General features: G+C 53.6%; 11 protein-coding genes and 1 pseudogene. 6 read left to right on the top strand and 6 right to left on the bottom strand.

The genetic code is table 11. The annotated features are described in order from the left end of the window. Nucleotides 1-54: 54 nt before the first annotated feature. From FHS72_RS16365 to FHS72_RS16350, 4 genes are all read right to left on the bottom strand, one after another. Nucleotides 55-825: an amino acid ABC transporter ATP-binding protein gene (locus tag FHS72_RS16365; RefSeq protein WP_183530807.1), complete on the bottom strand. Its 771-nt coding sequence runs from the start codon at nucleotides 823-825 to the stop codon at nucleotides 55-57. A 15-nt stretch (nucleotides 826-840) separates the two neighbouring features. Further along, nucleotides 841-1,956 carry an amino acid ABC transporter permease gene (locus FHS72_RS16360; RefSeq protein ID WP_183530805.1) on the bottom strand — a complete coding sequence of 372 codons (1,116 nt, stop codon included), beginning with the start codon at nucleotides 1,954-1,956 and terminating at the stop codon, nucleotides 841-843. 4 nt (nucleotides 1,957-1,960) lie between these two features. Further along, complete coding sequence (locus FHS72_RS16355) at nucleotides 1,961-3,133, bottom strand: amino acid ABC transporter permease (protein ID WP_183530803.1); 1,173 nt, start codon at nucleotides 3,131-3,133, stop codon at nucleotides 1,961-1,963. A gap of 79 nt (nucleotides 3,134-3,212) precedes the next feature. Then, the gene (locus FHS72_RS16350) at nucleotides 3,213-4,223 is read right to left on the bottom strand and encodes an amino acid ABC transporter substrate-binding protein (RefSeq protein ID WP_183530801.1); all 1,011 of its coding nucleotides are present in this window, start codon (nucleotides 4,221-4,223) and stop codon (nucleotides 3,213-3,215) included. A 386-nt stretch (nucleotides 4,224-4,609) separates the two neighbouring features. On the opposite strand from FHS72_RS16350, the gene serB reads away from it, so the two are divergent. The 4 genes from serB to FHS72_RS16330 all read left to right on the top strand — a co-directional run bounded on the left by serB (nucleotide 4,610) and on the right by FHS72_RS16330 (nucleotide 9,799). Further along, entirely contained in the window at nucleotides 4,610-5,488 is an 879-nt protein-coding gene (gene serB / locus FHS72_RS16345; protein ID WP_183530799.1) for a phosphoserine phosphatase SerB, read from the top strand. Continuing rightward, entirely contained in the window at nucleotides 5,485-6,507 is a 1,023-nt protein-coding gene (locus FHS72_RS16340) for a transporter substrate-binding domain-containing protein (protein ID WP_246414832.1), read from the top strand. Before serB ends, FHS72_RS16340 begins: the two co-directional genes overlap by 4 nt. 6 nt (nucleotides 6,508-6,513) lie before the next feature. Continuing rightward, nucleotides 6,514-8,646: a hybrid sensor histidine kinase/response regulator gene (locus FHS72_RS16335; protein WP_183530797.1), complete on the top strand. Its 2,133-nt coding sequence runs from the start codon at nucleotides 6,514-6,516 to the stop codon at nucleotides 8,644-8,646. Between the two features lie 232 nt (nucleotides 8,647-8,878). Next, a complete protein-coding gene (locus FHS72_RS16330) occupies nucleotides 8,879-9,799 on the top strand; it encodes a helix-turn-helix domain-containing protein (RefSeq protein ID WP_183530795.1) in 921 nt (306 codons plus the stop codon). Nucleotides 9,800-10,023: 224 nt separating this feature from the next. Here FHS72_RS16330 and FHS72_RS16325 read toward each other — a convergent pair whose 3' ends face one another. Together FHS72_RS16325 and FHS72_RS16320 are read right to left on the bottom strand one after the other, a co-directional pair. Continuing rightward, entirely contained in the window at nucleotides 10,024-10,221 is a 198-nt protein-coding gene (locus FHS72_RS16325; protein ID WP_183530793.1) for a Rossmann-fold NAD(P)-binding domain-containing protein, read from the bottom strand. A gap of 53 nt (nucleotides 10,222-10,274) precedes the next feature. Further along, on the bottom strand, nucleotides 10,275-11,387 hold the full coding sequence (locus FHS72_RS16320; protein WP_183530791.1) for an LTA synthase family protein: 1,113 nt from the start codon (nucleotides 11,385-11,387) through the stop codon (nucleotides 10,275-10,277). 149 nt (nucleotides 11,388-11,536) lie between these two features. Here FHS72_RS16320 and FHS72_RS16315 point away from each other — a divergent pair. Together FHS72_RS16315 and FHS72_RS16310 are read left to right on the top strand one after the other, a co-directional pair. Further along, nucleotides 11,537-11,719: pseudogene (locus FHS72_RS16315) on the top strand (transposase); the annotation flags it as partial. Nucleotides 11,720-11,923: 204 nt separating this feature from the next. Next, on the top strand, nucleotides 11,924-12,291 hold a 368-nt coding region (locus tag FHS72_RS16310; RefSeq protein WP_425511123.1), incomplete at its 3' end, for an IS3 family transposase.

Here is a 12,291-nt window from a genome sequence, read left to right as displayed (position 1 = left end):
CGTCCTCCGAAGGGGGATTTCAAAAAGGGACACCGTGGGCGGTAGATCATGCGCCTAATGAGCCAGAATTTGACTTAAGAATTTTTGGGTCCGATCAATTTGCGGATTATCAAAGAACTTGTCAGGCGTGTTTTCTTCCACGATCTCACCGCCATCCATAAAGATGACGCGGTCAGCAACCAGACGCGCAAACGACATCTCGTGGGTCACGCAGATCATCGTCATGCCAGAACTGGCAAGCTCAACCATAACATCCAAAACTTCTTTAATCATTTCCGGATCAAGCGCCGATGTCGGCTCGTCAAACAACATCACAGACGGATTCATACACAGCGACCGCGCAATCGCGACACGTTGCTGCTGACCGCCCGAAAGTTGACCGGGGTATTTGTCTCTTTGCTCCGCAATGCCCACGCGTTCCAGATACATAACTGCCGTATCTTCGGCCTCTTTACGCGGCATATTGCGCGCCCAAACCGGTGCAAAACACAGGTTATCCAGAATGGTCATGTGAGGAAACAGATTGAATTGCTGAAACACCATGCCAACTTCGCGACGGACGTTGGTGATATTTTTCAGGTTTTCATCAAGCACAGTGCCGTTCACCGTAATCCTACCTTCTTGGTGTTCTTCAAGATGGTTGATGCAACGGATCAATGTCGATTTACCCGACCCAGACGGACCGCAAATCACGATGCGTTCGCCTTTTTTGACCGACAGCGACACGTCCTTCAGCACATGGAAATCGCCGAACCATTTGTTAACCTTTGCCACTTCAATCACGGTTTCATTGGTCGTGACGCGGCTTTCAATTTTCGTTGTCATGGAAATCTCCTAACTTTAGCGTTTTGCGCCGTTTGGTCCGCGATTTTCGAGGGCACGACCATAACGGCTAAGGCTGTAACAAATGAGCCAATATACAAAGGCTGCGAAAAAATAGGCTTCGGTCTGGAACCCGAGCCAATCGGGATCAAGGGCGGCCCCTTTGATCATGCCAAGGAAGTCCAAAAGCCCCACGATGATGACCAGCGACGTGTCTTTGAACAACGCGATGCAACGCCCGATCAGAGGTGGCAGAACATGACGTAGCGCCTGTGGCACGATCACAAACAGGATTGTGCGGTTTGGGCTAACGCCCAAGGCCAATGACGCCTCAGTTTGCCCCTTGGGTATGGCTTGCAACCCGCCTCTAATTACCTCGGCCATGTAGGCGGCTGAAAAGAAGATCATGCCGATTTGAATGCGCATCAGGTTATTGATGATCATCTCGGGTGGCAGGAAAAGCGGCATCATTACCGAAACCATGAAGAGGATCGTAATCAATGGGACGCCGCGAATAAGCTCGATGAACCCGATGCATAGTGCCTTCACCAGCGGCGATCCGTAGAAACGGCCCAGCGCCAGCATCACACCAAGCGGGATCGATACAATGACACCAACGAGCGCAAGCAAGATGCTCAGCATTAATCCACCCCAAAGGGATTGATTAACCTCTGTCATGCCAAAGGCACCGCCAATCATGACCAATGCAAACAGCGGCAAGGCCAACCAAGCACTGATCAGGACAAACCCGCGTATTCTGTCCGAGAATGTTAAGTACACCAAGGCCAGCAACGCAACGCCAGCCACAGCGGGCCGCCAAATCAGTTCCTGCGGGTACACGCCCACCATCAACACGGGGATTTTTTCATAGATGAATGGCCAACAGGCACCCGCACTTTGACGGCAAACCTCGCCGTTCCCGCGAAAGACCGCATCAAGGAACAGCCAATTGATCATCACTGGCAAAACCCAAAGTAGCACACCGATCAGCACCAGGGACGTCAGGCTGTTCAACCAGCCACTGAACAAGTTTTTGCGCAACCAGTTCAAGGGGCCTATTTGTCGTGTCGGTGCGCCGCGCGCGGCTAAAGGTTCAAAGGTTTTGGTGTCAGCTTCCGAGGTTATCTGTGTCATCGACTTACCTTTCCACAATCTGCACGCGAGAGTTCAACAAGTTCATCCCAAACGAAATCAACATGTTGATTGTCAGATAAACCGCCATCCACATCGCAATAACTTCAATGGCTTGCCCATTTTGACCAATGATCGTACCACCGATGGACACCATGTCGGGGAACCCAATTGCCACCGCAAGCGAACTGTTCTTGACCAAACTCGCATAGTCGTTGGTCGTGGCCGGAATGGTAACGCGCAACGCTTGGGGCAACATCACAAGTCGGGTAACAACGCCACTGGGCACGCCCAGCGCATTTGCCGCCTCAATCTGGCCCGCATGGACGGATTCGATACCGCTTCGCACGTTCTCGCCGATGTAGGCTGCCGTGTATAAAACGAGGCCGGTCAGTAACGCCACAAATTCAGGTTTTAGCCCCAGACCGCCGCTGAAGTTAAAGCCGCGAAACTCTGGCGTTTCTGACCCGATAGGATTGCCCGTAGCCAGAAACGCGAGGCCCGTGAGCACCGCAAAGATCGCCAAGCCGCCCCAGATACCGGGGACCAACCTGCCCGTACGGCGTTTGTACTGCTTGGCCCAAACCCCAAAGCTGATCGCCAGCACGGATGCGACGATGGCCGCGATGATGAAGATCCCGAACCCGTCTTCGGCGATGGGCTTGGGAATATAGATGCCGCGATTGCTAAGAAAATACCCATCAAACAACGAGATCGCGTCGCGTGGGTGCGGCAAGGACCCGATGATAATAATGTAGGTAAAGATCAGCGTTAACAGCAACGGAATGTTGCGCAGCGTTTCGACATAAATAGCGGCGAGCCTAGCAAGCAACCAGTTATTTGACACACGCGCGACACCGACCAAAATCCCCAAAATCGTACTCAAGATAATCGCAAGCACCGACACCATAAGTGTATTCAGAATACCGACAAGAAAGGCGTAACCATAACTCTTGGTGGGGTTATATTCGATCAGGCTATCGCCAATCGGCAAACCCGCCTCATGTCCCAGAAACGCAAAGCCGCTTTTGATGCCTTTGGCGTCCAAGTTCGCTTGGGTGTTTTGGAACAGAAAATAGGCCGCACTCAGGACGACGACGAGGACAGCGCCTTGGGCAAACACCGCCCACAAGACCTGTCCACTCAGGCTCTTTGATTTGATTTTGGGAATACTCGACATCGCAACTTCCATTGAACAGAGGGGAAATTACAGAAACAGGCAACGCGGCCTGTTTCTGCTTCACTTTCAGATCAACGGATCAGCGGATCGGCATCGCGTACAAGATACCGCCATCGTTCCACTGTGCGTTCAAACCGCGCTCTAGGCCCAATGTTTGGGTCAGGTTGCGATCAAAGATTTCGCCATAATTGCCAACAGACGCGATCACATCTTTCATCCACGTCCCTTCCAGCCCAATGAAACCACCAGTATCGCCGGACACACCCAGCAAACGTTGAACATCTGGATTGTCAGAATTGGCGGCAAGGTCTTCGACGTTTTCGGATGTGATGCCCAACTCTTCTGCTGAGATCAGACCAAAGATGGTCCAGGTCACGATGTCTTTCCACTGGTTATCGCCATGCGCGACAAGCGGGGCCAACGGTTCTTTGGAAATCAGCGTGTCCAAGATTGTATGCGCTTCTGGATCGATAAAGCTGGTCCGAAACGCGCCAAGCTGGCTCGCATCTGTTGTCAACGCATCGCAACGACCGGATTCATACGCAGCCACCGCTTCACGTTTACCTTCAAAGACAACGGGTTCGATGGTGATGTTCTGGGCACGCGCAAAATCGGCAAGGTTCAGTTCCGTCGTCGTACCCGTCGTTACACAAACCGTCGCAGAGTCGAGCTGATTGGCATCCGTTATCCCGGATTCCGCACGGACCATAAAGCCTTGGCCGTCATAGAACACCACCTGCGTAAAATCGACGCCCTCAGAGCTATCACGCTTCATCGTCCACGTGGTTGTGCGCGACGTCATATCAACTTGGCCGCTCGACACTGCCAAAATCTTTTGGCTCGACGTCAAAGGCGAAAAGCGCACGGCGTCCGAATCGCCCAAAACAGCAGCCGCAACTGCGCGGCAGATATCAACGTCGAGACCTTCCCAAACGCCTTCTGAGTTCGGGTTTGAAAAGCCCGGAACGCCTTCACTTACGCCACAGGCAAGAACGCCTTCGCTGATTACTTTTTCAAGCGTCTGAGCTTGCGCTGAACCCGCCGTCGCAGCCACGAGTGCAATTGCTGAAATTAGACTTACGTTTTTCATTTCTACGTTTCCCTGATGGTCTTCAACGTCCTTGCTGCATGCCAAAATTTTGAAGGCCGCACGGACGAGAAAGAATGCAAATTGAAGTGGCGAATTCTTGCGTCCGCTCTCGTAAACGCTACGAAACACGCCCCCGTCAGCATATCGTCATTGGGAATGAGACTGGTGGCTGATGCCGGCAATAAACCTGCCACACCAACCGGAAGGACTAGTCATTTCGGAGGATGCTATCGCATTTATGCGAGCATTTTCAGGCGACTAACCAATTTATACTAAAAGCCCAAGCTACAATACCCTTGGGTCTTTGTGCGGAATGGGCTGAAAGCCGCTATCGTGCGACCTTTGGCTCCAAGCTCTAAGAACTTAACAAATGACCGAGGTAGATCGTGACATTAAATTTCGTTTTGGTTGGACCAAAGGACTGCCCCGCAGGCGCGCTACATGCGTTTCTCAGCGAAGGTGGTGTCACCGCCGCCGATTGCCTCTCGAAAGGACACGCCGCACACTTCACAGCCAACCACGACCTAGATGGCGCGGACATCGACAGCTTGTTGCAACGGGCTGCACGATTAAAGCTCGACCTTTTCATATCACCCAAGCCCATCGAGAAGAAAAAAGTGCTCGTCGCCGATATGGAAGCCACCATCATTCTGGACGAAATGCTGGACATTTTGGCGGTTGAACGCGGTGTCGGCGATGCCGTCGCACAGATCACGTCACGCGCAATGAACGGCGAGATGGATTTTGCGCAATCCCTTGTTGAACGCACCGCGCTCTTCGCCGGAACCCCGTTATCCCAACTCGAAACGCTCTGCGCAAAGATCAGATACGCGCCCGCAGCAAAGTCGCTGGTCGCCAGCATGAAAAGGTCAGGCGCAAAAACGGCTCTTGTGACGGGCGGGTATGAAATCTTCGCCAAAGTTGTGGCCAACGCCTGTGGCTTTGACGAGGTCATCGCCAACAGACCTATCGTCAAAAATGGCATTCTGACAGGCGAACTTGACCACCCGATTTGCACGTCCTTAACAAAGAAGGACACGCTGTTCAGGGTCTGTCGTGATCTCGGCGTTGAGCCCGATCAAGCCTGTTGCGTCGGGGATGGCGCAAACGACCTTGATATGCTTGAATACGCTGGTCTCGCAGCGAGCTATCACGGCAAGTCAATCGTGCGCGACCGCGTTGACCTGAACATCATTCATAGTGATTTAACTGCAATCCTGTATGCGCAAGGCTTCCGATCCGAGGATATTGTGGACCCGTTATGAAACTCTCAAAAACCGCGCGAATGACGTCACTTGCCCTTTGTACCGCCGTCTTGTCGTCACTTGCGACGCAAGGCCACGCCGATGAAAACAGCACAACGTTATCTACGGTCCTCGACAGGGGCTACCTGATCTGCGGAGTTGGCGTCGCCGATATCGGCTTTGCAGCACAGCAAGTGAACGGGAACTGGGCTGGTTTCGACGTCGATTTTTGCCGCGCTGTCGCTGCCGCCACATTAGGCGATGCACAAGCCGTTGAGTTTGTCCCACTCGACAGCCTCAACCGTTTAAGGGCTTTAAAAGACGGTGACGTGGACGTCCTATTTCGCACAACCACCTACACCATGGATCGCGACGTCGCCCTTGGTTTCGAATTCCCTGCGATCACCTACTACGACTCGCAACGTGTCCTCGCTCACGCAAGCACCAACGCAAAACGCTTGGCCGACCTCGACGGATTCACTATCTGCGCAAACGCAGGCACGACAAGCATCGCCAACATCCGCAAAGCTATTGAAGCAAATGACGTTGACGTAGATATCCTCGAAATTTCATCCCAAGCAGGCCGCTGGCGCGCCTTTTTTGGACAAGAATGCGACGCGGTAACCAGTGACTACAGCGACCTCAGCGCGATGGTCGCAGCGCAAGGTCTAGACGAGCGAACATTTGTAATCTTGGACGATGAAATCGCAAATGAACCCCTCAGTTCCGTTGTCCTCGAAGGGGATCAGCAATGGGAACAAATCATCCGATGGGTCGTCAATCTACTCGTCCTCTCAGAAGCCGAAGGTGTCGGTAAAGATAGCGGTGCCACGGTCATTTCACAGCTTTCAATACCCGCACCAACCGCACTTGGACTTTCAGACGGCTGGGCCTCACAAATCATTTCCCAAGTCGGAAATTACGGTGACATTTTCGCACGCAACTTGGGCGACGACAGCGCGTTGGGCATCAAACGCGGCCTCAACAACCTCTGGCGAGACGGCGGACTGATGTACCCCCTCCCCATGAGCACGGACTAAGCGGCCATGCAACGCACGCAGTTGGGCATCGGAAAAATCGTCTTCGCGTCTTTGCTTTGCATGTCTTTGGGAACCTTGGCGATAGGGTTTACAGCCATTTTCGGCGTCCAGTCATACGGCCAAGAATTTGACCGGCTGGTAGAGGTAGACCTGCCGCAAGCCGACGCGTCGATCCGATTGAACGGTGCGATTTCAGGATTAACAAGCCAAGTCGGCGCCTTGGCTTTGGTCCATTCCAACAGCGCATTGGGAACCGTACGCATTCAGATCGACGACCAATTAGAAGCGATCGGACGGCTTCGCGACCAAGTCCAAGATGTCGGCCTTTTGTCAGCGGACTTTGCCAAAATCGATGATCGCCTAACACAACTGACGTCGAACCTGCGATCCCTGATGGACCTCATTACTCAGCGGATCGACAGCGAAACAGAATATCAGAAATTGGTCCTACAAGCACGCCAAGCCGAAGTCGCCGCAGATCTGCAAAGGCCGTTCTTGCTACTCCTCAACGACCTCGAAGACGCACGCAATCCCATCATCGTCACCCGGATAGAGCGTGCGTTCGAGGCCATGTATGAGACTGGGTTCACCTCCGCCACACGTGCGATGATACCTATCCTCTTGAGCAAACGCCGCGACCTCGCAAGCGTCGAACGATTGATCCAAGGCGGGTTGAACCACCACGCACAACTGGCATCTTTACTCACAGACTCCACGCAACTGATGTCGTCGATACTCAACAAAAGCACGACCGAACGTAGCGCATTAATTCAGAAAAAGATGCGCCTTAATGCCTATTTAATTCTAGTATGTTTCATGGTCTTTGCTTCGATTGCGGTGGCGATCTTCTTCTATCTTGACAAAAATGTCGTCGGCCGCATCCAACAATTGACCCGTCAAATTAACGCCTACATCGGCAAAAGCGGCGCCGCGCAAAATGATGCTCAGTGGAACGAAATCACCACGATTGAGGTCTCATTCGACACGCTTCGCGACACCATAGACGAACGCGAGGAACGGCTTGTGGCCCTGAATGTAACCGCGACAGAAGCACGTTCAGAAGCAGAGCAAGCGAACCGTTCGAAGTCCAAACTGCTGGCCGCCGCCAGTCACGACCTACGCCAACCGATACACGCAATGGGGCTTTTGCTCGGCGGCATTGATCGCACCAAAGTTGACGCGGAAACGGCAGGCACCATCGAAAATTTGGCTGCCTTAACGCGCGAAACAGGTCAGATGTTCAACTCGATCCTTGATCTCTCCAAGTTGGAAACCGGCACATTCACCGCAATCAAAGTAACCGTGGATGTGGGTGAATTGTTCGACCGCCTGCGCTCCGAATTCCCTACACGTGCCGCGGCCGAAAACGTGGACCTGTCCATCACAAACCAGATCTCAAACGAAATGGTGCTCGGTGACAGCGAAGCAATTTACCGCATTCTGAGCAACCTCATCATCAACGCAATCGAATACGGAGACAAAGGTATTGTCGCAGTCGAATGCTTTCTCAAGAACGGCACCGCTGTTTTCAAAGTGTCCGACGATGGCCCCGGCCTCGCTACGACGTCAAACAGAGCGAGCAACGCAGATATTCCACACTACGGATTGGGTCTGTCGATCTGCTTCGCCTTGGCGAACGCGATGGGGTCCAAGTTAAACTATCACAGTCCGGAAAAAGGCGGCACCATTTTCAACTTCTCCGTACCCCTCGCCGAGCAGACAGCCCTGTCTTCGAGCCCCTCGATAGAACCCCCAAGGCACAGCCTCTCAGGCCTTAATATCATCCTGCTGGAAGACAACGCGACAGTGACCTCAATCACGCAAAGTCAGCTTGAGGCGCTCGGCGGAAACGTGACCGCGGCAAAGTCAATCAAAGAGGTCAAACGCGTCATTGCCGACCACGAAACCCCATTTCTGTTCATAACCGACTTTGATCTTGGCAGAGGGAACACGACGTCGGATTTCGTGACGGAGTTATTATCAAAGAACCAACAGATGCAGGGCGTCATCGTCGCAACAGCCAGCCCAGCACGACTGCCCAACGACTGGAAAGTCGATCCAAGAATTCATGTCATGGAAAAACCATTCATGATAAATCGACTGGCTAGCCTCGTTCGATTTTTATGCCGAAATCGATAATTTAGGTGACGTCACCAGCAGCACTTGACGGGTCTTATCGGACGGGCGAAGTTGATCCGCCTCTGAAACAGCGAATGGCCCAACTTGCAGCGCACAGGTCGCCGGAAGCCTTCACTTTTCATCAGTCAATCGAGCCCGCCGAACGTGCGACCCACTGACGTTACCCTTCAAATCAAGCTTGCAACCTGATACCAAGGGCACGGGCGAATAACCAATTCAGGGGTTCGAGGCGATGACCAATTTGACGACTAATGCGCCAAAGTTCGAATGGATCGATCTTGACCCCGGCTCGTCATTTCGGTGGCATGTGCATGATTTTCCCTGCGAAGTCGCACACTGGAACCATCATCCTGAATGTGAAATTCACCGTATCAGGAACACAAGCGGCGTTGCCACAGTCGGCGATCATTTATCACAATACCAGCCCGGGTATCTTGTTCTGGTAGGCCCTAATCTGCCACACAATTGGGTGCCCAACTTGCGTCGTGGCGAGATCGCGGCGGATGATCATGTTGTCCTGCAGTTTCAGGCAGAGCGTTTTGCCGAAGCCGCAGACGTGCTACCAGAGTTCGCCGCCATCAGTAGCCTGATCGAGCGTTCAAAGCGTGGGGTGGTGTTCCATGGTGAAGCAGAACGTTGCGGAGGTGAAATACTCGAAAAAATAGGCCAGCAGAGCGGGTTAATCCGACTAAGCCTCATGCTTGAGCTCCTGCAAGTCCTTGCGGAGACCGCAGAATATACCATTCTATCCAGTCATGATTACGTGCCAAACCTAGACCCCAGAGTGCAAGACGCGCTCGCGACGGTCATGCAATATGTATACGATAACCTAACCGACAATGTGCGCCTGTCCGCTGCGGCCCGACTGGTCGATATGACGGAACCCACGTTCTCGCGCTTCTTCAAACGCAACATGAAAAGTACATTTGTCGAATACGTTCGCAAGCTTCGTGTCGCAAAAGCCTGCGAATTGCTCTCGGATACCAGCTTACAGATCACCGATATTTGCTACGAATCCGGCTATCAAAACCTCTCGAATTTCAATCGTCGGTTTCTCGCTGAAAAAGGCGTACCACCAACAAAATACCGGCAATTGCTACTCCACGCGCGTGGCGACGAGGCAATTAACCAACAGGCAACCGTCAACAATTAAGCTTTGACCTCTCGTCAACGACGCATCATCGCGCAACAAAGATGCGATAGTGGCGGCAACTTCTTCGGGCTGGTAAAGCACATGCTTTGACACGATCAGCCTTCAATGGACCGATCCATGCTTTGACCGCCAACGGGGTCCATCGAATTGCCCCGAATGCCATGTTGACTAAAGCTCGATAGCCATAACCCGAGTGATCCATCCAATGCGGACTTGTACGTGCTTCACGCCATGTGTTTCGCGAATCCGATCTGCGCCGCGATGCTCGACACGTTCACATTTGAACCGCCCGATCCGCGAGCAACCACATCCCGCGCCACACCCTGCGCGATCGTGTTGGGCGCCAACGTATTCATCGCAAGAATCCGCGGCATGCTTTCGAGCTTGGAGTCGAGGAATGCCTCTTGCGTTGTAATGCCCATTGCTGTGCAGTGCCCCCATCCCATTCACGGTCCAGAGGTCTTGTTGGCGTCATTCACTGGCTAGCTTCGTGCTTTTGAAAGATCGCCTGCATCGCCGGCTCCTGAGACACAGCAGCGGGACTGAGCCCCGCAAGCTGGGTCAGATCGCTGATGTCCTTGAACTGCGCACACAGAAAATTCTGCGTATAGCAGGCATAGAAATCGCCACGTTTGCGGTCGAACCAGAAGATGCGCGAGTTATAGTAGTTGCCGAAGACCAGCGGCGAGTCCGGCGTGTTCAGCTCTTCGATGTCCCGGGGCGTCCAGTCGCCTGCTACCCGCAGCACCAGATCACGGAATGTTGTGGCCGCCAGCGGCCACTCGATGGTGCTGCCCTGACCATTGGGGTTCACGACGATCAGCGGCAACCAATTCAGCAGAATGGCGTTTTCAAGGTTACTTTTGCCGCCAGGTTCGCGGGATTCGTCTGCGGTGAAGATGACAACCATATCGTCCAGCAGCCCCCGCGTCCGCAGGCCCTCCATGAGCGCCTGTGCTGCCGCGTCGGCGTAGGTCAAGGCGCGCAGGCGATCGGGTTCACCGGGCCGGTAACTTGCCGGCACGTTGTAGGGCGCATGAGTGCCTGAGGTCAGAAGTGATAACAGCCAAGGTCTGTCTGTCGGAAGCTCGTCAATGTAGCCCAACGTCGCTTCGAATAGCCCCAAATCGTCGATGCCCCAGCCGTTTTCCGAATGGAAGTCGGTCCAGCTCTCGCGGCCTTTGACGTCCTCAAACCCAAGCTGCGACAGATGTTCGGCCTTGTTCATAAACCCAAGATCAGCGCTTTGCAGAAATGCTGTGCGGTATCCCCGCTGCGCCAAGACACGGGGCAAAGACTGCTGCGCGTCAGGTCTGTCGCTGCGCAGCGTATCCCAAGGAGAGGAGACACTGAGGAAATTTGGATAATGTCTGGTTAAACTGGAATAAAGGCCGTTGCTTGTCTGCAACTGCGTGCCGAAATAGCGGCTGAAGGACAGGTTGTCGGCCGCAAGACTTTTGAGAAACGGCATGCTGCCGTTTTCGAGGCTGAATTGCGACACCCCTTCTAGATAGACTACCAGAACGTTGCGTAGGCGGCCGTGTGGCGGTTCAGGTGCCAACGTGCCGCTATCCAGCGCGCTGGCCATAAAAGTATTAGCGCTGCGCCCCTAAAACTCCTCCAGATTTGTGTAGGGTCTGCCCAACAAAAGGACGGACAAATGAAGGCACAATTTACGGACGAACAGATCATTCATTGCCCGGCAGCCGATTGCGTAGCAATCTGCCGAGAGGGGCGATGATCAAGGAACAGGAAGCTGGTGAGAAGACTGCTGACGTGTGTCGGCGGCACGGGATCAGTCAGGGCACCTTTTACAAATACAAGTCGAAGTATGGCGGTATGGAGCCATCTGATGCGAAGCGGCTGAGGGCGTTGGAAGACGAGAACGGCAAGCTGAAGAAGTTGTTGGCGGAGCAGATGTTCCCCTCTCGGGACATTGCTGCGCAATGCCCTGCCGGGCAGGGGACAATGCCATGCTGCGAGACATCAATTCAAAAAAATGGTGACGCCCGTTGGAAAGCGGAAAGCTGTGGCGCATTTGATGGATGTTCATCAGGTGAGCCAGCGACCGTCGCCCGGCAGGCGATTTAGCAAAGCCAAATCTGCCGAGAGGGGGCGTGCGATGTGCTGCAGGTTGATCATTCTTCAGTGCGATATCTGTCGCGACGGGGCGATGACACTGATTTGCGTGATGCAATCAAACGGGTTTCGCGAGAACGGCGTCGGTTTGGTTGTCGTCGTGTCCACGTGATGATTGCGCGGGAGGGTTTTGTCGTGAACCACAAAAAGGTCAGGCGCATTTACGTCGAAGAGAAGCTTCAGGTACGCCGTAGAGGTGGCCGAAAGCGTGCTTTGGGCACAAGGAAGCCGATGGTGTTGCCTCCCTCTCATTGTTTGCAAGCAAACAACTGCCGGGCAGTGGATGGCCCAAACCAGCGATGGTCATTGGATTTCGTATCCGATGCACTGACAGACGGGCGTCGTTTCCGCAT

The sequence above is a fragment of the Yoonia ponticola genome, from assembly GCF_014199395.1.
Classification (GTDB): Bacteria; Pseudomonadota; Alphaproteobacteria; order Rhodobacterales; family Rhodobacteraceae; genus Yoonia; species Yoonia ponticola.
Note: the sequence above shows the minus strand (reverse complement) of the source record. Positions and strands in the feature narration are given on the sequence as shown.